The organism is Pseudomonas marginalis (assembly GCF_024169655.1).
In the GTDB taxonomy this organism is placed as follows: Bacteria; Pseudomonadota; Gammaproteobacteria; order Pseudomonadales; family Pseudomonadaceae; genus Aquipseudomonas; species Aquipseudomonas paraveronii.
Genome location: NZ_JALJWV010000001.1, coordinates 1,289,609 through 1,314,081, shown reverse-complemented (window position 1 = coordinate 1,314,081; position 24,473 = coordinate 1,289,609). Strand labels below are relative to the sequence as shown.

Annotated in this window: 23 protein-coding genes; 9 read left to right on the top strand and 14 right to left on the bottom strand. The window is 61.1% G+C overall.

Annotated elements, in window-relative coordinates:
• Nucleotides 1-54 precede the first annotated feature (54 nt).
• The 3 genes from dapE to J2Y83_RS05810 all read left to right on the top strand — a co-directional run bounded on the left by dapE (nt 55) and on the right by J2Y83_RS05810 (nt 2,464).
• Nucleotides 55-1,206 carry a succinyl-diaminopimelate desuccinylase gene (gene dapE, locus J2Y83_RS05820; protein ID WP_253393746.1) on the top strand — a complete coding sequence of 384 codons (1,152 nt, stop codon included), beginning with the start codon at nt 55-57 and terminating at the stop codon, nt 1,204-1,206.
• The gene (locus tag J2Y83_RS05815) at nt 1,206-2,015 is read left to right on the top strand and encodes a putative RNA methyltransferase (RefSeq protein WP_253393744.1); all 810 of its coding nucleotides are present in this window, start codon (nt 1,206-1,208) and stop codon (nt 2,013-2,015) included. The genes dapE and J2Y83_RS05815 overlap by 1 nt, the downstream gene beginning before the upstream one ends.
• Before the next feature lie 71 nt (nt 2,016-2,086).
• Complete coding sequence (locus J2Y83_RS05810; RefSeq protein ID WP_253393742.1) at nt 2,087-2,464, top strand: hypothetical protein; 378 nt, start codon at nt 2,087-2,089, stop codon at nt 2,462-2,464.
• Between the two features lie 80 nt (nt 2,465-2,544).
• Here the strand turns inward: J2Y83_RS05810 and J2Y83_RS05805 are convergent, their stop codons facing one another.
• Nucleotides 2,545-2,754, bottom strand: a complete 210-nt coding sequence (locus tag J2Y83_RS05805) for a cold-shock protein (RefSeq protein ID WP_017844724.1) — start codon at nt 2,752-2,754, stop codon at nt 2,545-2,547.
• Between the two features lie 180 nt (nt 2,755-2,934).
• On the opposite strand from J2Y83_RS05805, the gene plsB reads away from it, so the two are divergent.
• From plsB to J2Y83_RS05790, 3 genes are read left to right on the top strand one after another with little or no spacing between them, the layout of a single operon-like run.
• The gene (gene plsB / locus J2Y83_RS05800; RefSeq protein ID WP_253393740.1) at nt 2,935-5,436 is read left to right on the top strand and encodes a glycerol-3-phosphate 1-O-acyltransferase PlsB; all 2,502 of its coding nucleotides are present in this window, start codon (nt 2,935-2,937) and stop codon (nt 5,434-5,436) included.
• A gap of 50 nt (nt 5,437-5,486) precedes the next feature.
• The gene (locus J2Y83_RS05795; RefSeq protein ID WP_247397912.1) at nt 5,487-5,888 is read left to right on the top strand and encodes a YbaY family lipoprotein; all 402 of its coding nucleotides are present in this window, start codon (nt 5,487-5,489) and stop codon (nt 5,886-5,888) included.
• A gap of 27 nt (nt 5,889-5,915) precedes the next feature.
• Nucleotides 5,916-6,605 (top strand): DUF4197 domain-containing protein, encoded by a 690-nt coding sequence (locus J2Y83_RS05790; RefSeq protein WP_253393738.1) that lies wholly within the window; start codon nt 5,916-5,918, stop codon nt 6,603-6,605.
• 480 nt (nt 6,606-7,085) lie between these two features.
• Here the strand turns inward: J2Y83_RS05790 and J2Y83_RS05785 are convergent, their stop codons facing one another.
• The 4 genes from J2Y83_RS05785 to J2Y83_RS05770 all read right to left on the bottom strand — a co-directional run bounded on the left by J2Y83_RS05785 (nt 7,086) and on the right by J2Y83_RS05770 (nt 10,500).
• Nucleotides 7,086-7,667: a LysE family translocator gene (locus J2Y83_RS05785; protein ID WP_253393736.1), complete on the bottom strand. Its 582-nt coding sequence runs from the start codon at nt 7,665-7,667 to the stop codon at nt 7,086-7,088.
• A gap of 64 nt (nt 7,668-7,731) precedes the next feature.
• Nucleotides 7,732-8,346 carry a LysE family translocator gene (locus J2Y83_RS05780; RefSeq protein ID WP_253393734.1) on the bottom strand — a complete coding sequence of 205 codons (615 nt, stop codon included), beginning with the start codon at nt 8,344-8,346 and terminating at the stop codon, nt 7,732-7,734.
• Between the two features lie 30 nt (nt 8,347-8,376).
• A complete protein-coding gene (gene glyA / locus J2Y83_RS05775) occupies nt 8,377-9,693 on the bottom strand; it encodes a serine hydroxymethyltransferase (RefSeq protein WP_253393732.1) in 1,317 nt (438 codons plus the stop codon).
• A gap of 42 nt (nt 9,694-9,735) precedes the next feature.
• Nucleotides 9,736-10,500 (bottom strand): HalD/BesD family halogenase, encoded by a 765-nt coding sequence (locus J2Y83_RS05770; protein ID WP_253393730.1) that lies wholly within the window; start codon nt 10,498-10,500, stop codon nt 9,736-9,738.
• Between the two features lie 192 nt (nt 10,501-10,692).
• On the opposite strand from J2Y83_RS05770, the gene J2Y83_RS05765 reads away from it, so the two are divergent.
• Nucleotides 10,693-11,148 (top strand): Lrp/AsnC family transcriptional regulator, encoded by a 456-nt coding sequence (locus tag J2Y83_RS05765; protein ID WP_253393728.1) that lies wholly within the window; start codon nt 10,693-10,695, stop codon nt 11,146-11,148.
• Nucleotides 11,149-11,272: 124 nt separating this feature from the next.
• On the opposite strand, the gene J2Y83_RS05760 is transcribed toward J2Y83_RS05765, so the two are convergent.
• Both J2Y83_RS05760 and J2Y83_RS05755 read right to left on the bottom strand, forming a co-directional pair.
• A complete protein-coding gene (locus J2Y83_RS05760) occupies nt 11,273-14,344 on the bottom strand; it encodes an efflux RND transporter permease subunit (RefSeq protein ID WP_253393726.1) in 3,072 nt (1,023 codons plus the stop codon).
• Nucleotides 14,345-14,350: 6 nt separating this feature from the next.
• Complete coding sequence (locus tag J2Y83_RS05755; RefSeq protein ID WP_253393724.1) at nt 14,351-15,451, bottom strand: efflux RND transporter periplasmic adaptor subunit; 1,101 nt, start codon at nt 15,449-15,451, stop codon at nt 14,351-14,353.
• 93 nt (nt 15,452-15,544) lie between these two features.
• On the opposite strand from J2Y83_RS05755, the gene J2Y83_RS05750 reads away from it, so the two are divergent.
• Entirely contained in the window at nt 15,545-16,204 is a 660-nt protein-coding gene (locus J2Y83_RS05750) for a TetR/AcrR family transcriptional regulator (RefSeq protein ID WP_253393722.1), read from the top strand.
• Between the two features lie 18 nt (nt 16,205-16,222).
• On the opposite strand, the gene J2Y83_RS05745 is transcribed toward J2Y83_RS05750, so the two are convergent.
• Nucleotides 16,223-17,005 (bottom strand): class I SAM-dependent methyltransferase, encoded by a 783-nt coding sequence (locus J2Y83_RS05745; RefSeq protein WP_253393720.1) that lies wholly within the window; start codon nt 17,003-17,005, stop codon nt 16,223-16,225.
• A 96-nt stretch (nt 17,006-17,101) separates the two neighbouring features.
• Between J2Y83_RS05745 and J2Y83_RS05740 the strand changes: the two genes are divergently transcribed.
• On the top strand, nt 17,102-17,722 hold the full coding sequence (locus tag J2Y83_RS05740) for an energy transducer TonB (RefSeq protein WP_253393718.1): 621 nt from the start codon (nt 17,102-17,104) through the stop codon (nt 17,720-17,722).
• A gap of 29 nt (nt 17,723-17,751) precedes the next feature.
• On the opposite strand, the gene J2Y83_RS05735 is transcribed toward J2Y83_RS05740, so the two are convergent.
• The 6 genes from J2Y83_RS05735 to ppc all read right to left on the bottom strand — a co-directional run bounded on the left by J2Y83_RS05735 (nt 17,752) and on the right by ppc (nt 24,279).
• The gene (locus tag J2Y83_RS05735) at nt 17,752-18,579 is read right to left on the bottom strand and encodes an isocitrate lyase/PEP mutase family protein (RefSeq protein ID WP_253393716.1); all 828 of its coding nucleotides are present in this window, start codon (nt 18,577-18,579) and stop codon (nt 17,752-17,754) included.
• A gap of 27 nt (nt 18,580-18,606) precedes the next feature.
• Complete coding sequence (locus J2Y83_RS05730) at nt 18,607-19,467, bottom strand: DUF72 domain-containing protein (protein WP_253393715.1); 861 nt, start codon at nt 19,465-19,467, stop codon at nt 18,607-18,609.
• Nucleotides 19,467-19,769: a hypothetical protein gene (locus J2Y83_RS05725; protein WP_247407821.1), complete on the bottom strand. Its 303-nt coding sequence runs from the start codon at nt 19,767-19,769 to the stop codon at nt 19,467-19,469. Before J2Y83_RS05725 ends, J2Y83_RS05730 begins: the two co-directional genes overlap by 1 nt.
• A gap of 160 nt (nt 19,770-19,929) precedes the next feature.
• On the bottom strand, nt 19,930-20,616 hold the full coding sequence (gene tsaB, locus J2Y83_RS05720) for a tRNA (adenosine(37)-N6)-threonylcarbamoyltransferase complex dimerization subunit type 1 TsaB (protein ID WP_253393713.1): 687 nt from the start codon (nt 20,614-20,616) through the stop codon (nt 19,930-19,932).
• An 89-nt stretch (nt 20,617-20,705) separates the two neighbouring features.
• Nucleotides 20,706-21,353, bottom strand: a complete 648-nt coding sequence (adk, locus tag J2Y83_RS05715) for an adenylate kinase (protein WP_017844708.1) — start codon at nt 21,351-21,353, stop codon at nt 20,706-20,708.
• A 280-nt stretch (nt 21,354-21,633) separates the two neighbouring features.
• Nucleotides 21,634-24,279: a phosphoenolpyruvate carboxylase gene (ppc, locus tag J2Y83_RS05710; protein WP_253393710.1), complete on the bottom strand. Its 2,646-nt coding sequence runs from the start codon at nt 24,277-24,279 to the stop codon at nt 21,634-21,636.
• Nucleotides 24,280-24,473: the final 194 nt, after the last annotated feature.

Here is a 24,473-nt window from a genome sequence, read left to right as displayed (position 1 = left end):
CGCTCGCTCCTACAGTCAATTAGAACGTCGCCGCCTCGATTTCCGGAGTTTCCCATGACGGCCCATGCCGACCTTTCGCCGACCCTTCAACTTGCCATCGACCTGATCCGCCGCCCCTCGGTGACGCCGATCGACGCCGATTGCCAAAAGCTGATGATGCAGCGCCTGGGCGACGCCGGTTTCCAGCTTGAGCCGATGCGCATCGAAAACGTGGACAACTTCTGGGCCACCCACGGCAAGCACGCCGGCCCGGTGCTGTGCTTTGCCGGTCACACCGACGTGGTCCCGACCGGCCCGGTGCAGGCCTGGCAGAACGACCCGTTCGACGCGCTGATCGACGACCACGGCATGCTCTGCGGCCGTGGCGCGGCGGACATGAAAGGCAGCCTGGCGGCGATGCTGGTGGCATCGGAGCGCTTTGTGCAGGACTACCCGGACCACAAGGGTTCGGTGGCCTTTCTGATCACCAGCGATGAAGAAGGCCCGGCGCACCACGGCACCAAGGCCGTGATCGAACGCCTGGCCGCGCGCAAAGAGCGTCTGGACTGGTGCATCGTCGGCGAACCATCCAGCACCAGCCTGGTCGGCGATGTGGTCAAGAACGGCCGTCGCGGCTCCCTCGGCGCCACCCTGACCGTGCGCGGCGTGCAAGGTCACGTGGCCTACCCGCACCTGGCGAAGAACCCGATCCACCTGGCCGCCCCGGCACTGGCTGAACTGGCCGCCGAGCATTGGGACGACGGCAACAGCTTCTTCCCGCCGACCAGCTTCCAGATCTCCAACCTCAACGCCGGCACCGGCGCCACCAACGTGATCCCCGGCGACCTGACAGCGGTGTTCAACTTCCGCTTCTCCACCGAATCCACCGTGGACGGCCTGCAACAGCGCGTCGCCGCGATCCTCGACAAGCACGGCCTGGACTGGCACGTGGACTGGGCGCTGTCCGGCCTGCCGTTCCTGACCGAGCCGGGCGCCTTGCTCGATGCGGTGTCCGCCAGCATCAAGGCGATCACTGGCCGCGAGACCCAGGCGTCCACCAGCGGTGGCACGTCCGACGGGCGCTTCATTGCGACCCTGGGCACCCAGGTGGTCGAGTTGGGCCCGGTCAACGCGACGATCCATCAGGTCAACGAGCGCATTCTGGCCAGCGACCTCGACGTGCTGACCGAGATCTACTACCAGACCCTGATCAAGTTGCTCGCCTGATGCTGGCCTGTCCCATTTGCAGCGCACCGCTCAACGCGGTGGACAATGGCGTGGCGTGCCCGGCCGGGCACCGTTTCGACCGCGCGCGCCAGGGTTACCTGAACCTGTTGCCGGTGCAGCATAAAAACAGCCGCGACCCGGGCGATAACCTCGCCATGGTCGAGGCGCGCCGCGACTTCCTCAACGCCGGGCACTATGCCCCGGTGGCCAAGCGCCTGGCACAACTGGCCGCGCAACAAGCACCGCAGCGCTGGGTGGACATCGGCTGTGGCGAGGGTTACTACACCGCCCAAATCGCCGACGCCCTGCCCCACGCCGACGGCTATGCCCTGGATATTTCCAAGGAAGCGGTCAAGCGTGCGTGCAAGCGCAACCCGGCGCTGACCTGGTTGATCGCCAGCATGGCCCGCGTGCCGTTGGCCGATGCCAGTTGCCAGTTTCTCGCCAGCGTGTTCAGCCCGTTGGACTGGCAAGAGGCCAAACGCCTGCTCAGCCCCGGCGGCGGCTTGATGAAAGTCGGCCCGACCCGCGGCCACCTGATGGAGCTGCGCGAGCGCTTGTACGACGAAGTGCGCGAGTACACCGACGACAAACACCTGGCCCTGGTGCCGGACGGCATGAGCCTTGCGCACAGCGAAACCCTCGAGTTCACGCTGAGCCTGGCGGAACCGAAGGACCGCGCCAACCTGCTGGCCATGACGCCCCACGGCTGGCGCGCCAGCGCCGAGCGCCGCACCGAGGTGATCGAGGCCGTCGAACCGCTACTGGTCAGCGTATCGATGCGCTACGACTATTTCGTGCTTCAATAACCGACTTTTCGGGCACTACGCCCACCCTGAATCCGCGAATGGATTTTCGAATCCCGCAACGAGGAACATCCATGCGCCAACCTGATATCGAGATTTACCTGAAGGACGCCGACGTCGACCACAAGGCCATCGCCGCCTGGCTGGGCGCCGCCCTGGGTCCTTGCTCCGCCTGGGTCCAGCGCGGCCAGACCTACAAGTGCAAGGCCGGCGACGTGCCGGTGACCTGGCTGCCCAAGGCCGTAGGCAAATGGAACAGCCTGTTCCTGGAAAGCGACCAGACCCCGTGGGAAGACGACATCGCCTGCGCCCGCGCCGCCTTTGCCGCGCTGAACGTTGAAGTGCGTTGCGCGCCGGGCAGTTGGGTAGAGGAAGAAGGTGAGGAAAGCGCCGACACCTGGATTCGCATCAGCACAGACGGTGAAGAGCAGATCACCTGGAAAACCACCTGATCTGAATGTGTGAACCCAATCAAAATGTGGGAGGGCTTGCCCCCTCCCACATGGGTTCTACGGTGTAACAAAAATCCGCATTACAAACCAACCACATCCTCCGCCTGCAAGCCCTTCTCGCCGCTCACCACGGCGTACTCCACCTGCTGGCCTTCAGCCAGGGAACGGTGGCCTTCACCGCGAATGGCGCGGTAGTGTACAAACACATCCTTGCCGTCTTCACGCTGAATAAAGCCATAGCCCTTGGCATCGTTGAACCACTTCACATTACCGGTTTCGCGCGTTGTCATCTGTTCACTCCCACATGATTGTTATTGTTGAGTCAGTCGCGTTGAACTGCCGAGTATAAGACAGGCGCAAAAACGATCAACTCAACTTTACATCGCTGCTTTTTTGCCGATTTTCGGCGAATACGGCACACTACCCGCCCGAGCACCTGCTCGGTTTTTTCCACTTGAAGCAGCTCGCCTATGACCCGCTCCCCGTTCCGCCGTCTGGTGTTTGGCACCTTGCGTCGACTGTTGTACCTCTGGGTTCGCTCAGAGACGATCAACCAGTCGTCCCTTACCCTTAACCTCGACCGCAGCCGGCCGGTGTTCTACGTCCTGCAATCACCCTCGCTCACCGAATTGGCCGTGGTCGATACCGAGTGCACCAAGGCCGGCCTGCCGCGCCCGGTGCTGCCGGTAGCGGTCGGCCCGTTGCTGGAACCCGCGGCGTTCTTCTACCTCACGCCGGAGCCCGACTGGCTCGGCCGCCAGGACAAACGCGGCGCGCCGCCCACGCTGACCCGCCTGGTCAACACCCTCAGCGCCCACGCACAAGAGAATGCACAAATCATTCCGGTCAGCGTGTTCTGGGGGCAGTCGCCCGACAGCGAGTCCAGCCCCTGGAAACTGCTGTTCGCCGACAGCTGGGCCGTCACCGGGCGCCTGCGCCGGCTGCTGAGCATCCTGATCCTCGGGCGCAAGACCCGCGTGCAATTCTCCGCGCCAATCAACCTGCGTGAATTGATCGAGCACAATAAAGGCCACGAACGCACCGTGCGCATGGCCCAACGCATCCTGCGCGTACACTTTCGCAACCTGAAAACCGCAGTGATCGGCCCCGACCTGTCGCACCGCCGGAATCTGGTGAAGGGCCTGGTAAACATGCCGCTGGTGCGCCAGGCCATCCTCGATGAAGCCGAACGCGAGAAGATCAGCCCGGAAAAAGCCAAAGCCCAGGCGCTGCGCTACGGCAATGAAATTGCCTCGGACTACACCTACACCGCGATCCGCTTCCTGGAAGTGGTGCTGAGCTGGTTCTGGAACAAGATCTACGACGGCATCAAGGTCAATAACATCGAGGGTGTGCAAAAGGTTGCCCAGGGTTACGAAGTGATCTACGTGCCCTGTCACCGTAGCCACATCGACTACCTGCTGCTGTCCTACCTGCTGTTCAAGAACGGCCTGACCCCGCCGCACGTTGCCGCCGGCATCAACCTGAACATGCCGGTGATCGGCAGCCTGCTGCGCCGCGGCGGTGCGTTTTTCATGCGGCGCACCTTCAAGGGCAACCCGCTGTACACCTCGGTGTTCAACGAGTACCTGCACACCCTGTTCACCAAGGGTTTCCCGGTGGAGTACTTCGTCGAAGGCGGACGCTCGCGCACCGGGCGCATGCTGCAACCGAAAACCGGCATGCTGGCGATCACGTTGCGCAGCTTCCTGCGTTCCTCGCGTATGCCGATCGTGTTCGTGCCGGTGTATATCGGCTATGAGCGAGTGCTCGAAGGCCGCACCTACCTCGGCGAGTTGCGCGGCGCGAGCAAGAAGAAAGAGTCGATCTTCGATATTTTCAAGGTGATCGGTGCGCTCAAGCAGCGTTTTGGCCAGGTCGCCGTCAACTTCGGTGAACCGATCAAACTGGCGCAATTCCTCGACGCCGAGCAACCGGGCTGGCGCGCCCAGGAACTGGGGCCCCACTACAAACCGGAGTGGCTCAACCAAACCACCAACCGCCTCAGCGAACAGGTGGCGCGCCATTTGAACGAAGCGGCAGCGATCAACCCGGTGAACCTGGTGGCCCTGGCGTTGCTGTCGACCACGCGCCTGGCCCTGGATGAACAGGCCATGGCCCGCCAGTTGGACCTGTACCTGGCGCTGCTGCGCCGTGTGCCCTACTCGCCCCATACCACCCTGCCCGAGGGTGATGGCATGGCGCTGATCAAGCACGTCAAGGACATGAACCTGCTGTCGGAACAGAGCGATGCCCTCGGCAAGATTCTGTACCTGGACGAGCAAAACGCCGTCCTGATGACCTACTACCGCAATAACGTGCTGCATATCTTTGCCTTGCCGGCGCTGCTGGCAAGTTTCTTCCAGAGCAGCTCGCGCATGAGCCGTGAGCAGATTCTGCGCTACACCCATGCGCTGTACCCGTACCTGCAATCGGAGCTGTTTATCCGCTGGTCGATGGAGGAACTGGACACGGTGATCGACCAGTGGCTGGAGGCGTTTGTCGAACAAGGCCTGCTGCGCTTCGAGAACAACGTGTACCTGCGCCCGGCGCCAAGTTCGCGGCACTTTGTGCTGCTGACACTGCTGTCCAAAAGCATCGCCCAGACCCTGCAACGCTTCTACATGGCGATCTCGCTGCTGCTCAACAGCGGCCAGAGCAGCATCAGCGCCGAAGAGCTGGAAGACCTGTGTACGATCATGGCCCAACGCCTATCGATCCTGCATGGCCTCAACGCCCCGGAGTTCTTCGACAAGAGCCTTTTCCGACATTTTATTCAGACGTTGCTGGAGCAAGATGTGCTGCGCCGCGACGAAGCCGGCAAGTTGAGCTATCACGACCAACTCGGTGAACTGGCTGAAGGCGCGGCGAAACGGGTGCTGCCGGCTGAGATTCGCCTGTCGATCCGCCAGGTTGCCCTGCACCGCGTCGACGGCGCGGTCGAAGCCCCCAACCCTGAAGAAAGCCGCTAGATTGAATAAGGCGTCGTTGGGTTACGGCGCCGTTGAAAAGGAGCTGCACCATGAAAAAGATCATCCTCCTGGGCCTGACCGCCCTGCTCGGAGCCTGTCATTCGATGAACCCCGCGCCCAAGGCCAGCCTTGATGGCGAAGTGTTCTACCTGCAACGCATCGCGCTGCCGCCGACGGCCATCTTGAGCGTCAGCCTGCAGGACGTATCGCTGATGGACGCTCCGGCCGTGACCCTGGCCGAGCAGAAAGGCCCGGTCAAAGGCCAGGTGCCGCTGCCGTTCCACTTGAGCTACGACCCGGCCCAGGTCAAGCCGGGCCACAGTTACTCGGTCAGCGCTCGCATCGAAGTAGACGGCAAGCTACTGTTTATCACCACCGAGCGGCACGCCGTGCAACTCAATGGTCAAGACTCCCAACCGCTGCGCCTGCGGGTTGACGCGGTCGCACACTGATTATTTGCAGATCATAAGGAAGCGTCCATGCTCCGTAATTCCCTTCGCCTCACTGCCCTGTGCGCCGGCCTGCTGCTCGGTGCCAATGCCATGGCGCTGTCCCTTGGCAGCCTGTCCCAGGGCGACGCCACCGGCGGCCTCAAGGATGCTTTGACCCAAGGCGCGCAGATCGCCGTGAAACAACTGGGTGTACCGGGTGGTTTCAGCAACAACCCCGACGTCAAGATCGGCCTGCCGGGAAAACTGGGCAAAGTCGCCGACAAGCTGAAGATGTTCGGCATGGGTGACCAGGTCGAACAGCTCGAAACCAGCATGAACAAAGCCGCTGAAACCGCCGTGACCCAGGCCCAGCCAATCCTGGTCAACGCGGTGAAAAACATGAGCGTGACCGACGCCAAGGGCATCCTCACCGGAGGCCAGGACTCGGCCACCCAGTACCTGAACAAAAGCAGCCGCGAAGCCATCCGCGCCAAGTTCCTGCCGATCGTCAAGGCCGCCACCGACAAGGTCGGCGTGGCCCAGCAGTACAACGCCCTGGCAGGCAAGGCCGCAGCGTTTGGCGCGGTCGATGCCAACAGTGCCACCGTCGAAAACTACGTGACGGAACAAGCGCTGGATGGTTTGTTCAAGATGATTGCGCAGCAGGAAGAGACGATTCGCAAAAATCCGGCGGCGGCGGCGACCAGTTTGGCGAAGAAGGTATTTGGCGCGCTTTAACGCCACACGAGCTGAAAAAAGGCCCTGACATCGTCAGGGCCTTTATTTTTCGCCGAACCGTCTATCAAGTCCCCGAACCAAGCGCCGCACGCTCACGCCCGGCGGCGTTGACGAATAGGCTCAATAGTGGATGTGCGAAGCTCGTCGGGCGGCCGAGTGAAACATGTGCGCGCTATGAGAGCTGGACGACGACGCATTGAAGTTATGGTTATCGTTGTTGATATTAATATTGATATCGCGATTGGTGTTTGACTGATTCTGTCCAAACATATTTCCAAGCCCGGACATCGCGCTCGCCATGTTCAGTATCTTCGGTATCACCAGTATCGGTAACGGTATAAACATATGTATGCCTTCCTATTCAGATTAGAGCCAACTCACTGCGCCGCATCTCATACGCGGGAACCGCTCGGTCGACTAATCCTGTGTGGAAGCAAGGGCAAAAATGGTTCCTTCCCGCGTGTGAAATACTGCCTCGCGTCAGTTGAAAATCGAATCGGCCAGGCGTCCCAGTAGCAACGTGGCAAAACACCCGATGGCCATCGAGGTTACCCGGTTGATTTTCAGCGGCGTCAGCCACGTCTTTTGGCCCCCTTCGAACCGGCTGCCCAGCAAGATCCAGGCAGACCCTACAGGTATCACCACCACCGCGAGCGTGGCCATGAACCCGGCATACCCTTGCAGCGTGGCAAATGCGCTGATCGGCGCAATAAACGAAACAATCAGCAGGCCCTTGGGGTTCATCACCGTCAGCCAGAAAAAATACCGCCCGGAGAAACGGTCGGAGCCAGGGTCGGCTGCAGTGCTCTTGCGCTGCCACAACGTGAAGGACAGTTGGAGCAGATAGCAGAGGGCAGCCGTCTGCGTCACTTTCACGACCCAGGGGGACCAGGCCGACACATAGAACAACACCGCCCCCCAAACAGAGACCTGAAGCAGGTACGCCAGGCATTCGATAAATGCCATGCGCCATGACGCGGCAAACCCAAACAGTGCCCCTGCACGCATTAACAGGGTATTGGTCGGCCCAGGCACGACCAGTAATAACACCAGTGCAGACACGGTCCCAAACATGAAAACTATCCTCGGGCGGAACGATTCAATGGCCTTCCCACCGATAGCGCTATTACGTCAGCGTGATTGACCAGGCGACCGTCGCGACCATCAAAATCGCGAAGCTTACGTTAAGTCGTCGGCTCCAAGTAGGGTGGATGAATAACTTGCGCATTCGGCTGCCAGCAAAGAGCCACAGAAAGTCGAATACCACACACACCAGCAGACAAATCAAGGCTTTCGCACCTTGCTCCCAGGCGGGTGCGGCGCCCAGGGTGAAACTGCCCAGCAACGCGGCGAATGCGGCATAGGCCTTGATATTCGCCACACCCAGCACAAACCCGGCGCCCCATCCCGGCGTGACCACGGACTGCTCGTCCCTGATGGGCGGCGCGGTACCAATCTGGTAGGCCAGCCACACAATATAAACAATGGAGATGACCGTCAGTGCCGTCGCCAGCATCGGAAAACTGTGCAGAACCACATAGAGGCCGGAGGCGACCAATGCCATGGCGATCACCAGGCCCAACGTGATCCCCACGAAAAACCGGGTTGAACGCCTCATGCCATAAGCGGCCCCGCTCGCCGCCAGCGCCAGGGTCGCCGGGCCTGGACTGGCAAGCAGCGCGATGGCGGCGACGGCAAAGGTGAATATCGCCTGGTAAACGGATAGTGCAATGTCGGGCATACGCTCCCCCTGAAGAACATTCGTGACGGCTTAGCGCGGCAGCCCATGTTCATGGCAGTAATAGACGGTTCTGTGGTTTTTCATAAAGTCGATCACGCCATTGGCGACCGCCATGGGGTCCTCTCGATGCAGCAGGACCTTGGCGATCTGCTCGGCGATCCAGGCCATCTCCCGCTCTTTCATTCCCAGGCGCGTCACTTCGACGGTGCCCAACCGAATGCCGGTTTCCCTGTAGGGGTCCGTGTCCCATGGCAGCGGCATCTCGTTGGCAATGATATTGGCGGCCTCCAGCCGCTGAACCGCCTCGCGGCCACTGGCAAAGGGTTTTGAATCGATCACGATCTGATGAGTGCGGGTGTAGCCCTGCTCCCGATAGAAAGCATTCACCCCCTGGTGTTCCAGGTGCAGCGCCAAGGCCTGCGCGTTACTCACCACTTGCTTCATGTAAACCTGTCCGTATTCCAACATCTCCGTCGCCGCCATGGCGAGTGCCGCGACCCGATTGATTTGATGGCTACCGGTGAGCGTCGGGAAAATCGCCTCATGCAAAGGTGACGTCAATCTCGCGTCGTTCCACACAATCACGCCGCCTTGGGGGCCACTGAAGGTCTTCCCGGAGGAACCGGTCATCAGGTCGGCGCCCTCAGCCAATGGGTCCTGAAACAGGCCCGCGCTGATCAGGCCCAGTTGGTGGGCAGCGTCGAAATAGACCTTGCCGTCCCATGCCGAAACGATGCCCTTGATGTCGGCAACGGGCAGGGGAAAAAGGGTCAGCGTCATACCCAAGCCAATCACTGCCGGCTTCACGACTTGGGCAATTTCGCTGAACCGCGTGAGATCGATATCCGCGGTTTTGTGGATAAAGGGAATGTCCCATACCTTGAGCCCGCGCACGCCAGGAGGCCCGTTGGTTCGGTTGCTGGTATCCCCGCCTCTGATCACCGGTACGGTCATGACACTGTCTTCAGGGCGAGCCAGGGCCGTGTAGGCCGAAAGCACCGCCGCCATGCCGCCCATCAGTCGATGATCGGCGTGCTGGGCACGAAACGCGGTTTTGAGCAACTCCACGCAGAGTGATTCCAGCTCGTCGATATTCTTCATCCCAGAAAAAAAACGGTTGTCCCGCCCGATATGCCCGCCCGATGCGCGAGTCCCTACCTCACTGGACAGTAGAGCGCGCACGGACGGGCTGGTCGGTGACTCGGCGGCGACGAGATTGATGCACTGCTGGCCACGCCACTGTTCATTTCGAGCAACAGCAGCCCTGACTAAATCTGCCATGGCCGCGTGTGACTGCGCCTGCTTGAGTAAGGTACTGGCCTGCTGGAGGCATTGAGCGTCATGCATGATCATCATCCCGTGAGTCGAGGTAACAGCCGGATCGCCGCTTTACGTCAGAATCTTTGCGGCCTGCACGTGCTGGTCTTCCCACCAACGGTCATTGCCGTGCAGGTTGCGACTGAGGTCTTTTTCAGCGGCCCAGGTCATGTTGAGAATGATCCGGGTGGCATCCTCATTAAGGGGAATGGTGCGATGCAACGTGGTGTCCGTGCGCAGGAAATAGATATCCCCCGTCTTGAAGCCGTAAGTGGCAATCGGGTTGCTGCACAAAAGCTCGTGAATCCTCGGATTGGCTTTGTCCCACGAGGTGTGAGGAACACATTGCAACATCCCTCCTTTTGCGATGGGCGGGGTTTCGATAATCCAGATCAACGCGAAGCTGTAGTCGCCCCAGTGCCAGCCGTGGGTATCGCCTTTACGCTCCTGCTTGGTGATCAGGTACTCCTCGTCCTTGGAGACGGACGGGACAACTCGTGCATCAGCGATCAGGGACAACGTGTCGAGCAGTACAGGGCACTTTGACAGCGTATTGATCAAAGGGCTGTTTTCAGCAATGAATTCGCTGCGCACAACGCTCATATAGCGAGGCGTATTATCAGTGGTGGCCAGGTGCAAGTCGCGGCGTTCGAGTTGCCGATCAATCAACCCATTGACTTCAGCCGTTATGTATTCACGCAACTGATCGTCGACAATATCGCGTAACTTTATAAACCCATTGCGGGCAAACTCATGACGCAACGAAAATATTCTTTCGTCAGAAAAGTTATTAGCGTGATGTTTTTGTAAGCGAGCCTCATCAAGTACGTAGTTCATTTCGTTCCCTCGATAATATAGATCAAGTTGAAATAGAAACCTCACAGCACACGGTTAAGCGAACTGCGCAGTACTGCATGGACTGCAGGCAAAACAATAGGTAGGCGGTTAGAAAAAATCCATTCTTTTTTTATCGAACTGTGGTATGTAAGCTTTTCATGCTGCTTCATCAAAATTCGTAAGGTCCATCTAATGAAAAAGCTTACAAAGAGCGACCAGACACTTGACTCTATTGATCGTGCGCTGATTGTCGCCCTCCACCAGAACGCCCGTGCGTCTATTCGCGCCCTTGGCCGCCAGGTGGGGTTATCGGCCCCCGGTTGCAGCGAACGCCTCAAGCGTCTGGAAGGGTCGGGGGTCATCAGCGGGTTCAGCGTCGAGTTGGACGCCCAGGCCCTGGGCTTTGTATTGCAAGCGCTGGTCAGGGTTAAACCCCTGACTGGAAAGTTCCAACAGGTTGAACAGTTGCTCGCGCAAATGGCTGAATGTGTGGTGTGCTACAAAATCACCGGGGACGACAGTTTCGTCTGCCATCTTTATATCGACTCAGTTGCCCACCTGGACCTGACTCTACAAAAAATCTCCCCCCTGGCCGACACTAATACATCGATTATAAAAACCGTCGAAAAGAAACTGCCGGCCCTCTGACTAGTCCTGTGGGAGATACCCAGGCGCTATTAGCCGCTGTCGGGTTTCAGGCATTTCCCACTCATTTGACACTTTCTTCAGCGTGCCTCAGGCGTAGGCACTTATATACATACGCCTGTTTTCCTTAGTCTTGGTCACCTGCCTTCCTGACACGAAACCATGCAGCATAAAGCGCGGGCAGGAACAGCAACGTCAATGCCGTCGCTACAATCAACCCGCCCATGATCGCCACCGCCATCGGCCCGAAGAACACACTGCGGGACAGCGGGATCATCGCCAGTACCGCCGCAAGGGCTGTGAGAACAATCGGCCGGAAGCGTCGGACGGTGGCTTCAATAATCGCCTGCCACGGCGCCAGCCCAGCCTTGATGTCCTGTTCGATCTGGTCCACCAGGATCACCGAGTTGCGCATGATCATCCCTGACAGGGCGATGGTGCCGAGCATGGCCACGAAGCCGAAGGGTTGGCGGAACACCAACAGGAACAGCGTGACCCCGATCAGGCCCAGGGGCGCCGTGAGAAATACCATCACCGTGCGTGAGAAGCTGCGTAGTTGCAGCATCAGCAACGTCAGCACCACCACGATAAACAGCGGCACGCCGGCCTTGACCGAATTCTGCCCACGGGCGGAATCCTCGACGGTACCGCCGACGTCCAGTAGGTAACCGTCCGGCAGTTCGGCGCGCACGCCTTCGAGGGTCGGCAGGATCTGCTGAACCAGGGTCGCCGGTTGTTCCTTGCCGTAGATGTCGGCGCGCACGGTCACGGTGGGCAGGCGATTGCGGTGCCAGATGATGCCTTCTTCGAAGCCGTATTCGAGGGTCGCGATCTGCGACAGCGCGACGCTTTTACCGTTGTCCGTCGGTACCGCCAGGCTGGGCAGCAGCGACAGTTCGGTGCGCTCGTAAACGGTGCCGCGCAGGAGGATTTCGATCAACTCGTTGTCCTCCCGGTACTGGCTGACGCTGGCACCGGTCAGAGAACTCTGCAGAAATTTCGACAGGTTGGCGGTGCTCACACCGAGGGCACGCGCGCGGTCCTGATCAATATTGAGGTAGACGACTTTGCTCGGCTCCTCCCAATCCAAATGCACGTTCACCACGTGGGTATTTTCGCGCACCTTGGCCGCCACTTTCCGCGCCAGGGCACGGACTTCTTCGATGTGCTCGCCGGTTACGCGAAACTGCACCGGGTAACCCACGGGAGGGCCGTTTTCCAGGCGCGTGACCCGTGAACGCAGCTCGGGAAAATGCTCGTTGAGGGTTTGGATCAACCAGATACGCAGGCTTTCGCGCTCCTCGATGGACTTGGCCAACACCACAAATTGCGCAAAGCTGGCGGCCGGCAGTTGCTGGTCGAGGGGCAGATAGAAGCGCGGCGAGCCGGTGCCGACATAGGCCACGTAGTTGTCGATGCCGGCGTGCTCCTTGAGCAGGGCTTCCAGGCGCTTGACCTGGCCAGCGGTGTTGCTCAGGGACGCGCCCTCGGTGAGTTTCAGGTCGACCATCAACTCCAGGCGGCCGGACGCCGGGAAGAACTGTTGCGGCACAAAACGGAACAGCGCGACCGAGCCGATAAACAGCAGCAGGGTCAGGACGATCACGGTCTTGCGTCGAGTGACGCACCACCCCACCAAACGTCTGACACGCTGGTAGAACGGTGTGCCGTAGGGATCGGGACCGTCGGCACCGTGTTTGGCCGCATGAATTTTCGCCAGGTCCGGCAGGAGTTTTTCGCCCAGATACGGCACGAACACCACGGCAGCGATCCACGAGGCGAGCAACGCGATGGTCACCACCTGGAAGATCGAGCGAGTGTATTCACCGGTACTCGATTGCGCGGTGGCAATCGGCAGGAAGCCGGCTGCCGTGATCAGCGTACCGGTCAGCATCGGGAACGCGGTGCTGGTCCAGGCGAAACTGGCCGCTTTAAGCCGGTCGTAACCCTGTTCCATTTTGATCGCCATCATTTCCACGGCGATGATCGCGTCATCCACCAGCAAGCCCAGGGCCAGCACCAGGGCGCCGAGGGAAATCTTGTGCAAGCCGATGCCAAGGTAATACATGCAGGCAAAGGTCATTGCCAGCACCAGCGGAATCGCCAGGGCCACCACCATGCCAGTGCGCACGCCGAGGGAGAAAAAGCTCACCAGCAAGACAATGGCCAGCGCCTCGGCCAACACTTGGACGAATTCTCCGACACCGGTTTTCACCGCAGCCGGTTGGTCCGACACCTTGCGCAGTTGCATGCCCGCCGGAAGGTTCTTCTGCAGGCGTGCGAACTCACCTTCGAGGGCTTTGCCCAACACCAGAATGTCGCCGCCCTCGTGCATGGCGACGGCCAGACCGATCGCGTCTTCGCCCATATAGCGCATGCGCGGTGCCGGTGGATCATTAAAACCACGGTGAATATCGGCCACATCGCCAATACGGAAGGTGCGGTCGCCTACGCGAATCGGGAAGCTGCGGATCTCTTCCACACTCTTGAAATTGCCCGACACCCGCAGTTGCACGCGCTCAGTCGGGGTTTCAAAGAAGCCGGCGGTGGAGACGGCGTTCTGTTCCTGCAACGCTTGTTGTACGGCGGCCAGCGGTAAGCCGAGGGTGGCGAGTTTGAGGTTGGACAACTCGATCCAGATCTTCTCATCCTGCAGGCCGAGCAGTTCGACCTTGCCCACATCCGGCACGCGTTGCAGTTGAATCTGGATGCGGTCGGCGTAGTCCTTAAGCACCGCATAGTCAAAACCGTCGCCGGTCAGGGCGTAGATGTTGCCAAAGGTGGTGCCGAATTCATCGTTGAAAAACGGCCCCTGGATATCCGGCGGCAAGGTCTGGCGAATATCGCTGATCTTCTTGCGCACCTGATACCACAGCTCGGGAATCTGCGCCGAGCGCATGGCATCGCGGGCAACGAACGTGACCTGGGACTCGCCGGGGCGCGAGAAAGAGACAATGCGCTCGTACTCGCCGGTCTCCATCAGCTTTTTCTCGATGCGTTCGGTGACCTGGCGCGACACCTCTTGGGCCGTGGCTCCGGGCCAGTTGGTCTTGATCACCATGGCTTTGAAGGTGAACGGCGGGTCTTCGCTTTGCCCCAGCTTGGTGTAGGACAGAGTGCCGACCACCGCCAGCAGGATCATCAGGAACAGTACGATCTGGCGATTACGCAACGCCCATTCGGAAAGATTGAAACCCATCGGGGACTACTCCTTGACCGCCAGATTCACCACCCGGTTGGAACGATCCACCGGGCGCACTTGTTGGCCCTCATGGAGCACATGGACACCGGCGGCAATCACCCAATCGGTGGGGCTCAAGCCTTCGAGCACGGGTACGGTTTTTTCGCCAAAGGCGCCGATACGCACCGGGGTACGCACAAGGGTGTTATCCGGTTGCACACGCCAGACGTAGGACGCGCCGTTCTCCGAGCTCAGGGCGGACAGCGGCACCGACAGCGGAATAACGCCATCGGCCTGTATGAAAACGCGGGCGCTCTGGCCCAGTTCTGCCGGAACCTTGCCACCGCTGAAGGCAATGCGAGCGGCGAAAGTGCGCGATTTCGGATCGGCGGCGGGCGACAGTTCACGAATACGTCCGGCGAACCGCTGGTCCGGCTGGCTCCACAATTCGACCGACACCGGCTGACCGACCTTGAACCGGCCGAAGCCTTGCTCGGGCAGGCTGATCAGCACTTCACGCTCGCCATCGGTGGCCAGGGTGAACACGGTCTGGCCGGCGGACACCACCTGGCCGACTTCCACCGCGCGTTTGGCGACGACACCATCCTGCGGGGCACGGAGTACGGCATAACCGGCCTGGTTACTGGACACATCGAACTCGGCCTTGATCTGCTTGAGGCGTGCTTCACCCGATCGGTAGAGATTTTCAGCATTGTCGTACTGGGAACGGCTGACCATCTGACGGTCCATCAGGGTCTTGTAGCGGTCACGCTCGGCACGTACCAGCCTCAGGTTGGCCTCGGCGGCGGTCACCTGGGCGCGAGTGGCTTCCAGTTGCAGGCGCACATCCTGCGGGTCGAGTTCCGCCAACGGTTGATTGGCCTTGACCCGCGCGCCCTCTTCCACCAGCCGCTGGCTGACCTTGCCGCCGATGCGAAAGGCCAGGTCCGGCTCATAGCGGGCGCGCACCTCGCCCGGATAGCTGTCCATCGCCTGCGCCGAAGGCTGTGGTTGCACCACCATGGCCGGGCGGAGGGTGGTCTGGGCCGATTCTTCGTGGCCGCAGGCGGCGAGTAGAACGACCAGACTGGCAGGCAACGCAAGGGGCAAGAGAATGCTGCGCATGCTGAAGGACCTTTCGCAAATGGAGCTTGGAATAATTATACTGGACAGTATGTTATTAATACCAAACTCACCAGTCCAGTATTAAAGGTGGAAATGTCCTACAATCCTGTCAACACCAACAGCCCTGGGCGTCCCAAGGACATGGCAAAACGCCAGGCAATCCTCGAAGCAGCGAAAATCCTGTTTTTGAACAACGGTTACGCAAATACCAGCATGGATGCCGTGGCCCTTGAGGCCGGCGTATCGAAACTGACCGTCTACAGCCACTTCACCGACAAAGAGACCTTGTTCACCGCAGCCGTGGTGGCCAAGTGCGAAGAACAGTTGCCGGTGATGTACTTCGAGCTGCCCGAGGGCGTGCCTGTGGAGACGGTGTTGCTGAATATCGGGCGACGCTTCCATCGCCTGATCAACAGCAAGGAATCGTTGAGCCTGCACCGCCTGATGATGACCACCGGCAATCAGGACGTAAAACTCTCACAGGTCTTCTTCGAAGCCGGGCCGATGCGCATGTTGCAAGGCATGGAGCGTCTACTTGGGCGCATCGACCAGAGCGGCGCGCTGAGCATCGACAAGCCCTTTACCGCAGCCGAACACTTCTTCTGCCTGCTCAAGGGCACCGCGAACTTCTGCTTGTTGTATGGCTGTGGCGGGCAGTTGAGCGAGGACGCGGCCGAAGCCCATGTGCAGGATGTGGTGGGATTGTTTATGCGGGCCTATCGCAGAGAACCCGCTGCAAGCGGCAACGGGTGACCGCTTGTAGCGTATGGCTTAGGACTTGAGTGCTTTTTTCGGGTAGATGTCGTAGCGGCTGGACTTACCATCCAGCGCATGGCTCGGCTTGGGCCCTTCGATACACGGCGCCTTGCGCGGGCGCTTGACCACCACGCGATGGCTGGCCAGGGCCAGCGCCGCCGCCAGCAGGGCCGGCGCGTCCGCATCGTCGCCGACCAATGGCCGGAACAGGCGCATTTCCTTCTTCACCAGGGCGGTTTTCTCACGGTGTGGGAACATCGGATCGAGGTAGATCACCTGGGGCGGCTCGCCTTGCCAGTTGCGCATCACCTCGATGGAATTGCCCTTGAGCAGCGTCATCCGCGCCACGATCGGTGCCACCTCAAAATCATCGGCAGCGCGCGCCAGGCCGTCCTCAAGCAACGCGCCGATCAGCGGCTGACGTTCGATCAGGCTCATCTCGCAGCCCAGGCTGGCCAGCACGAACGCGTCCTTGCCCAGCCCGGCCGTGGCGTCCAGCACCCGTGGGCGCACGCCTTGGGCGATGCCGACGGCCTTGGCGATCATCTGCCCGCTGCCGCCACCGTACAAACGCCGGTGCGCCGCGCCGCCTTCGACAAAATCCACGCGCACCGGCCCCGGCGCGTCGGGTCCGAGCTGTTGCAACTGCAGGCCTTGTTCCCCGACTTGCAGGGAAAATTCCGCATCCGCCAGCTGTAACGGCAAGCCAAGCAGCGCAGCCCACTGTTCGGCACGGGCCTGGAAGCCGTCGGCCAAGGCCTCGACCTGGATGCGGCTGGCCGCTGGTTGTTCGCTCATGAATCGCTACGCTCAAAAATATTAAGGATCGGCCAATAACGGCCGATAGAAACAAGGATCAGGTATTTTGCCAGAGCTGAGCGTCGACCGAGAAAAATGTCAGACATTCTTCCGCTAACCATCGGTGTACTGCCGACCCACAACCACTACGGCCTGCGCAATACTCAAGCGCTGGCCGGCGTCAGTCATGTGTGGCAGGACTTCTTCGCCCGCGCGTTGGCCGAGCAGCTCGGTGAAACGCCGGATGCGCTCGCGGCCAAGGCGCCAGCGCCGCTGGACCCAGCGGTGGAGCCCAGCGCCGGTGCCGACCTGCTGTCGCAGATCCTCACCCAGCGTGAGTGCGACGTGAAAGACACCGAGATCGCCCCGCCTGAACCGCTGTTCCTGCCGATTGCCGAATTCGAAACCGAGTTGTTGCCGCCGCCCGCCACGCCGTTCCCGCAAGAAGAGATCATCGCCCAGCAGCGCCAGCAGAATTTTGAAAGCGGCTGGGTGCGCCCGATCGTGCTGAGCGCCGGCCAACCGCTGCCGGAACCCGGCCCAGCGCCGGAACCGCGGCCACTGCACTTGCCAATCGCCGAATTCGAGCTGGACCTGCTGCCACCGGCCGCCACGCCGTTCCCGCAAGAGGAGCTGGCCGCCCAACAAAAGGCCCTGGACTTCGACTACCACTGGGCCCGCCCGCTGATCGTCAACAACCTGCGCCTGGCCGCGTAAGCCTCAACAGCCTTGAGACCCCGCGCCGCTTAATCCTTGAAGAATTGACTGGCCTGACTGTAGGGCATCGAGCGCTCGGTGAAGGTAAAGGTGCCGGATTCATACACATCCCGCGCCGCCCGGTAGAACTCGCCATACGCCGCCAGCGCCATGGCCGAGCCCACGCTGATACGCTTGACGCCCATCGCGCTCAACTGCGCCACACTGAGTTTCAGGCCGCCGGACATCAGCACATTCACCGGCTTGGGCGCCACGGCCTTGACCACCGCCAGCACCTCCTCGGCACTGCGCAGCCCCGGCGCATAGAGCACGTCTGCACCGGCTTCGGCGTAGGCCTGCAGGCGGCGAATAGTGTCAGGCAAATCCAGGCGACCATGCAGGAGGTTTTCTGCGCGGGCCGTCAGCATGAACCGGAATGGCAGGCTGCGCGCCGCAGCGACGGCGGCTTCCACACGCTCGACGGAGCGCTCAAAGGAATAGATCGGGTCGACGGCGATACCCGTGGCATCTTCGATGGAGCCGCCGACGATACCGCAGGCAGCGGCGCGCAAAATGGTCTGCGCACAACCGTCGGGGCTGTCGCTGAAGCCGTTCTCCAGGTCGGCGGCCACTGGCAACGCCGTGGCCTTGGCGATCATTGCGGCATTGACCAAGGTGTCTTCCAGGGACAACGCCCCTTCGGCATCCGGGCGCCCCAGGCTGAACGCGTAGCCGGCGCTGGTGGTGGCCAGGGCTTCAAAGCCGAGGCTGGCGAGCATGATCGCTGAGCCGGCGTCCCACGGGTTGGGCATCACGAACGCATGATCGCGCTCATGCAGGGCCTTGAAGGTTTCGGCGCGAAGGGTTTGGGCATCCATGACTGACTCCTGGCGGGAAAAGGAGCCTTAGAGTAACCCCAGTTGCTCGGCTGCGGGTTCACGGTACAAGGTCGGCAACGCAGGTAAGCCGGGCAAACGTGCCATCAGCTTATCGTGGAAACGCAGCGCCAGTTGCGCGGCAAGGCGGTTATCCGAGGTATGCAGGAACACGTAGGGCGTGCGCCCTTCTTCGATCCAGCCGGCGATCTTTTCCACCCACGGGATCAGGAACGGGTCGTTGGCCTCAAGCTCGGGATGGCCGATAAACCGCACTTGGGGAAACAGGGTCAACGCCGCCGGGCGCGGTGGAACTTTGGGCTTTTTCGCTTGGGCATGCAGCACGGCCGCCGAGGTCGACGTGCAACTGAACAGGGCGCGAGGATCAAGGCAGATCCGCTCGACGCCACGGTCGCGCAGCAGGCGGTTGAGCATCCGCTCGGCATCCCCCTTGGCGAAGAACTCCGGGTGACGCACTTCCACGGCCAAGGGGCGTTCCAGCCTGTCGATAAACCCGGCCAGTTCGCCGAGGCGCTGCGGCGAAAAACTCGCCGACAGTTGCAGCCACAGCGGTGAAACGCGTTCACCCAGCGCGCTCATCAACCCGACGAAACTCTGCGCCGCCGGCAACTGCTCACGCAGGTCGCCGCCGTGGCTGATATCCCCGGGGAATTTGGCGGTGAAGCGAAAATCCTCGGGCATGATCTCAGCCCAGCGCTGCACGGTGGCAGCCGACGGGCGCGCATAAAACGTGGTATTGCCTTCAACCGCATTGAAGACCTGCGAGTACAACGCGAGGTAATCGCTGGAGCGGGCATCGACGGGGTACAGGTACTCGCGCCAGGCGTTTTCACTCCAAGACGGGCAACCGATGAAATAAGGCAGGCGCATCAGATGTGGATGTCGAGACCCAGCACTTCCATATCCCATTCGACAAAGCCGGCGGTGGTCAGGTAGCTGGCCAGGGCGGTGGCGACGCTTTTGCTCATGGAGCGCGGGAAGAGCATGTCTTGCTGACGGGCGGGAAGACCGCCGATACGTGCGTTTGCGGCGCCTTGGGGGCTGGACGACGCTTCGGACTGGACCTCGATGAAGTCCGGCGAATCCTCGACGGATTCGTCTACCGTGACGTTTGCCTTACGCGGCTTACGCTTGAGGGGGTAGGACTGTGAGGAAAATCCGTCTATACGCATCGATGCGAACTCGGTATCGGTGATGGCATTTTAGTGGCGCAATCCATAACGCGCAAATGCTCTGGTGATAACTAGAACACATAAATGGAAAAAGGTTTAAACACCGGGGCAAATTCTGACGATTGACGCGTTTTTGCCAAAAATGCCCGCACTTTTGACGTCAAATAATCCCGCGCTCGGCCTTGGTCTGCGCGACTTTATCGCGCAGGTACACCGGCGCTGCGAGGTCGGCAGCAATCGCCTCGCCGCGCTCGAACGCAAAGCGCGCCAGGGTCAGCAAGTCTTCGGCATGCGGCAACATTGCAGCGTCCTGGCCAACCAGCGACACGCCGATGCGTTCGCCATAGCCCCAACCCGTGCCGGCTCCGAACCAGTCACCGCTGGCATCGCTCGGCAACACTGCCGCTTCGGGCGGCAGCACGGCCTCAGCGCCTGCCAGGCGCATCTCGCCGTCGGTTTCGCGGTAGCAGCCCCAATAGACTTCATCCATCCGTGCATCGATCGCCGCCGCCACTTGCCGTGTACCGTGTTCGCGCAACGCCCGCTGCGCCAGCACGGCGAGGTTGGACACCGGCAACACCGGGCGCTGCAACGCAAAGGCCAAGCCCTGGACCACGCCGATGGCGATGCGCACACCGGTAAAGGCGCCCGGGCCACGGCCGAAGGCGATGGCGTCCACGGCGGACAGGCTTGTGCCGGCGTCCTCCAGCAGTTGCTTGATCATCGGCAACAGCTTCTGCGCGTGCAGGCGCGGGATCACCTCGTAGTGGCTCGTTACCTTGCCATCGTGCAGCAAGGCAACCGAGCAAGCTTCAGTCGCAGTGTCCAGGGCCAGCAGGGTGCTCATCGGTGTCGGTGTCCAAGTCGAAAAAAGTGCGCCAGTATAAACAACAACGGCCCGCAAGCGGGCCGTTGTGCGTAAAGCCGATCATTCGATCAGCTCAGCGCTTGCAGCACCTTGCCGGTGATCGCTTCCACCGAGCCGACGCCAGGGATGTGGCTGTATTTCGGCTTGCCTTGGGCAGCCGACAGCTTCTGGTAGAAGTCCACCAGCGGTTTGGTCTGGGAATGGTAGACCGACAGGCGATGACGCACGGTTTCTTCAGTGTCGTCTTTACGCTGCACCAGGTCTTCGCCGGTGACATCGTCCTTGCCTTCGACTTTCGGCGGGTTGTAGATGGTGTGGTACACGCGACCCGAGGCCTCGTGAACGCGACGACCGGCGATACGCTGGACGATCTCTTCATCTTCAACCGCGATTTCGACCACTGCATCCAACTCGACACCCGCCGTCACCAGGGCTTCCGCCTGGGGAATGGTGCGTGGGAAGCCGTCGAACAGGAAGCCATTGGCGCAATCAGGTTGTGCGATACGGTCCTGGACCAGCGCGATGATCAGGTCATCGGAAACCAGGCCGCCAGCATCCATGATGCTTTTGGCTTTAATGCCCAGCTCGGTGCCTGCTTTTACCGCAGCGCGCAGCATGTCACCGGTGGAGATTTGTGGAATGCCAAATTTTTCAGTGATGAACTTTGCCTGAGTACCTTTACCGGCCCCGGGAGCTCCCAGCAGAATGACGCGCATCGATGTGCTCCTCAATTTTTTATAGAGATGACGCTCGGATTCGCCGCGTGGGGCCAATCTCGTAAAAATATGGGCCCAGGCCGCCCAAACGGCCAAAGGCTGATCAAGATACACAGCAGGCCCAAACCACACAAGCCGCCAAAAGTAGGAAAAACCCGCACCGCACATGCGTCATAGGAGAGGTGTGCCTGGGTGCAACCCGACCCCCTAAACGCCGACCGCCCTTTTCAGGGCGGCCGTCGTGGGTTATCCGCAAGCCGTTGAGAACACGCAAAAAACCTCAGCCGGTGTTGCGCAAACCGGCGGCGATACCAGCCACGGACACCAGCAGCGCCTGTTCCAGAGGGCTGTCTTGCGCCGCTTCCTGGCGACGCGAACGCGCCAGCAATTCGGCCTGCAACAAGTGCAAGGGGTCGAGGTAGGTGTTACGCAGACGGATGAACTCCAGGGTATCCGGGCTGTGGGCAAGCAGTTGCGACTGGCCGGTCAGGCCAAGCACCACCTGGCAAGCCTGCGACAATAGGTCGCGTAAATGCGCACCCAACGGCAACAGCTCCGGCTGCACCAAACGCTCGTCATAGAGCCGCGCGATATCGGCATCGGCCTTGGCCAGCACCATCTCGAGCATATCGATGCGGGTGCGGAAGAACGGCCATTGCTCGCGCATCTGCCCCAGCAACTCACCCTCCCCGCGCTCCAGCGCCTTGCTCAGCGCCGCTTCCCAGCCGAGCCAGGCGGGCAGCATCAGGCGGGTCTGGGTCCAACCGAAGATCCACGGGATCGCCCGCAGGCTTTCAATACCACCGGCACGGCGTTTGGCCGGGCGACTGCCCAAGGGTAGGCGCCCCAACTCCTGCTCCGGGGTGGACTGGCGGAAATACTCGACGAATTGCGGATTTTCCCGCACCACGGCGCGGTAGGCGCTGACACCGTCTGCTGCCAATTCATCCATCAAATGGCGCCAGGCCGGCTCCGGTGGCGGCGGTGGCAACAGCGTCGCTTCCAATACCGCCGCCAGGTACAGATTGAGGTTCTGCTCGGCGATGTCCGGCAGGCCGAATTTGAAGCGGATCATTTCGCCTTGTTCGGTGGTGCGGAACCGCCCCGCCACCGAGCCCGGCGGCTGCGACAGAATCGCCGCGTGGGCCGGGCCGCCGCCTCGCCCGACGGTACCGCCGCGACCATGGAACAACAGCAGTTCCACCTGTTGCTCGCGGCAGATATCCACCAGGCGTTCCTGCGCCCGGTACTGCGCCCAGGCAGCGGCGGTGGTGCCAGCGTCCTTGGCCGAGTCCGAGTAGCCGATCATCACTTCCTGCGGGCCTTGCAGCCGCGCGCGGTAACCCGGCAGCAGCAACAGTTTTTCGATCACAGGGCCAGCGTTGTCGAGGTCGGCCAGGGTTTCGAACAGCGGCACCACACGCATCGGCCGTTGCACGCCCGACTCTTTGAGCAGCAGTTGCACCGCCAACACATCCGACGCGGCGCCGGCCATCGAGATGACATACGACCCCAGGGACGCGGCCGGTGCGGCGGCGATTTCCCTACAGGTGTTCAACACTTCAGCGGTATCGGCCGACGGTTTGAAATAGCCCGGCAGCAGCGGTCGACGATTGGCCAGTTCCTTCATCAGGAAGCTGATGCGCATCTCTTCGTTCCAGTCTTCGTAACGACCCAGACCGAGATAATCGGTGATTTCGGTCATCGCCGCCGTGTGCCGGCTGGAGTCCTGGCGCACATCCAGCCGCACCAGGAACAGGCCAAAGGTGACCGCACGGCGCAGGCAATCGAGTAACGGGCCATCAGCGATCACGCCCATGCCGCACTCATGCAGCGACTGGTAGCACAGCTCCAGCGGGTCCAGCAGGTCGCGGTTGCTTTGCAACACATCCGCCGGCGCCGGGATGCCCGCGCTCAACGACGCGTGGGCCCATTGGCGGGTCGCACGCAGGCGATCACGCAGTTGCTTGAGCAGCACGCGATATGGCTCGACGCTATCGCCGACCTTGGCTTGCAACGCCGGGCTGGCCTGCTGCATCGACAGCTCCGAGGCCAGGTGATCGATATCGCGCAGGTACAGATCGGCCGCCATCCAGCGCGCCAGCAGCAAGACTTCGCGGGTGACCGGCGCGGTGACATTCGGGTTGCCGTCACGGTCGCCGCCCATCCACGAGGCGAAGCGAATCGGCGCCGCCTCCAAAGGCAGGTGCAGGCCGGTGGCGGCGTGCAGCGCATGGTCGGCTTTGCGCAAGTAATTCGGAATCGCCTGCCATAACGAGTGCTCGATCACCGCGAAGCCCCATTTGGCTTCGTCCACGGGCGTAGGCCGGGTACGGCGGATTTCTTCGGTGTGCCAGGCTTCGGCGATCAGCCGTTGCAGGCGCTCGCGGATCTGCTCGCGCTCGGCCGTGGTGAGGTCACGGTGATCCTTCAGTGCCAACTGCGCGGCAATCGCATCGTATTTCTGGATCAGGGTGCGACGGGCCACTTCGGTGGGGTGGGCGGTGAGGACCAGCTCGATCTCCAGGCGCCCCAACTGACGGGCCAGGGATTCATTGCTGTGGCCTTCGCGTTGCAGGCGCGCCAACAACTCCGGCAACACACGCGATTCGAAGGGCGCCGGTTGCGACTCATCGCGCCGATGAATCAACTGATATTGCTCGGCGATGTTGGCCAGGTTGAGGAACTGGTTGAAGGCCCGGGCGACGGGCAGCAGTTCGTTTTCCTGCAACTGGTTCAGACTGGCGCTGAGTTCCTCGCCCGCCGCCTGCTCGGCCGCCGCGCCACGGCGGTCAGCCTTGGCGCCTTTGCGGATTTGCTCGATCTTGTCGAGAAAATCATCGCCGTACTGCTCTCGAATGGTATTGCCCAACAGTTCACCCAGCAGGTGAACATCCTCACGCAAACGTGCATCAATATCACTCATCAGCCAATCTCCAGGCAGAAATCCGGGGCGCGCAGGCCTTCCAGAGTGCCGCCCGCGTCACTGTCTGACAAGGCCAACCACAAACGACTTTAAACCTTGTGGCTTGCAGCTAGTCTCAATATTGAGCCGCCGTGTTTATCCACACAGGCGGCTGGTCACTCATCACCGCCCGTTATCGTGGGTTTTATTGAGGT

Bases quoted from the DNA above. Each gene is read 5' to 3' on its own strand.
- dapE (WP_253393746.1), top strand. From the start codon at position 55: ATGACGGCCCATGCCGACCTTTCGCCGACCCTTCAACTTGCCATCGAC.
- J2Y83_RS05815 (WP_253393744.1), top strand. From the start codon at position 1,206: ATGCTGGCCTGTCCCATTTGCAGCGCACCGCTCAACGCGGTGGACAAT.
- J2Y83_RS05810 (WP_253393742.1), top strand. From the start codon at position 2,087: ATGCGCCAACCTGATATCGAGATTTACCTGAAGGACGCCGACGTCGAC.
- J2Y83_RS05805 (WP_017844724.1), bottom strand. From the start codon at position 2,754: ATGACAACGCGCGAAACCGGTAATGTGAAGTGGTTCAACGATGCCAAG.
- plsB (WP_253393740.1), top strand. From the start codon at position 2,935: ATGACCCGCTCCCCGTTCCGCCGTCTGGTGTTTGGCACCTTGCGTCGA.
- J2Y83_RS05795 (WP_247397912.1), top strand. From the start codon at position 5,487: ATGAAAAAGATCATCCTCCTGGGCCTGACCGCCCTGCTCGGAGCCTGT.
- J2Y83_RS05790 (WP_253393738.1), top strand. From the start codon at position 5,916: ATGCTCCGTAATTCCCTTCGCCTCACTGCCCTGTGCGCCGGCCTGCTG.
- J2Y83_RS05780 (WP_253393734.1), bottom strand. From the start codon at position 8,346: ATGCCCGACATTGCACTATCCGTTTACCAGGCGATATTCACCTTTGCC.
- glyA (WP_253393732.1), bottom strand. From the start codon at position 9,693: ATGCATGACGCTCAATGCCTCCAGCAGGCCAGTACCTTACTCAAGCAG.
- J2Y83_RS05770 (WP_253393730.1), bottom strand. From the start codon at position 10,500: ATGAACTACGTACTTGATGAGGCTCGCTTACAAAAACATCACGCTAAT.
- J2Y83_RS05765 (WP_253393728.1), top strand. From the start codon at position 10,693: ATGAAAAAGCTTACAAAGAGCGACCAGACACTTGACTCTATTGATCGT.
- J2Y83_RS05760 (WP_253393726.1), bottom strand. From the start codon at position 14,344: ATGGGTTTCAATCTTTCCGAATGGGCGTTGCGTAATCGCCAGATCGTA.
- J2Y83_RS05755 (WP_253393724.1), bottom strand. From the start codon at position 15,451: ATGCGCAGCATTCTCTTGCCCCTTGCGTTGCCTGCCAGTCTGGTCGTT.
- J2Y83_RS05750 (WP_253393722.1), top strand. From the start codon at position 15,545: ATGTCCTACAATCCTGTCAACACCAACAGCCCTGGGCGTCCCAAGGAC.
- J2Y83_RS05745 (WP_253393720.1), bottom strand. From the start codon at position 17,005: ATGAGCGAACAACCAGCGGCCAGCCGCATCCAGGTCGAGGCCTTGGCC.
- J2Y83_RS05740 (WP_253393718.1), top strand. From the start codon at position 17,102: ATGTCAGACATTCTTCCGCTAACCATCGGTGTACTGCCGACCCACAAC.
- J2Y83_RS05735 (WP_253393716.1), bottom strand. From the start codon at position 18,579: ATGGATGCCCAAACCCTTCGCGCCGAAACCTTCAAGGCCCTGCATGAG.
- J2Y83_RS05730 (WP_253393715.1), bottom strand. From the start codon at position 19,467: ATGCGCCTGCCTTATTTCATCGGTTGCCCGTCTTGGAGTGAAAACGCC.
- J2Y83_RS05725 (WP_247407821.1), bottom strand. From the start codon at position 19,769: ATGCGTATAGACGGATTTTCCTCACAGTCCTACCCCCTCAAGCGTAAG.
- tsaB (WP_253393713.1), bottom strand. From the start codon at position 20,616: ATGAGCACCCTGCTGGCCCTGGACACTGCGACTGAAGCTTGCTCGGTT.
- adk (WP_017844708.1), bottom strand. From the start codon at position 21,353: ATGCGCGTCATTCTGCTGGGAGCTCCCGGGGCCGGTAAAGGTACTCAG.
- ppc (WP_253393710.1), bottom strand. From the start codon at position 24,279: ATGAGTGATATTGATGCACGTTTGCGTGAGGATGTTCACCTGCTGGGT.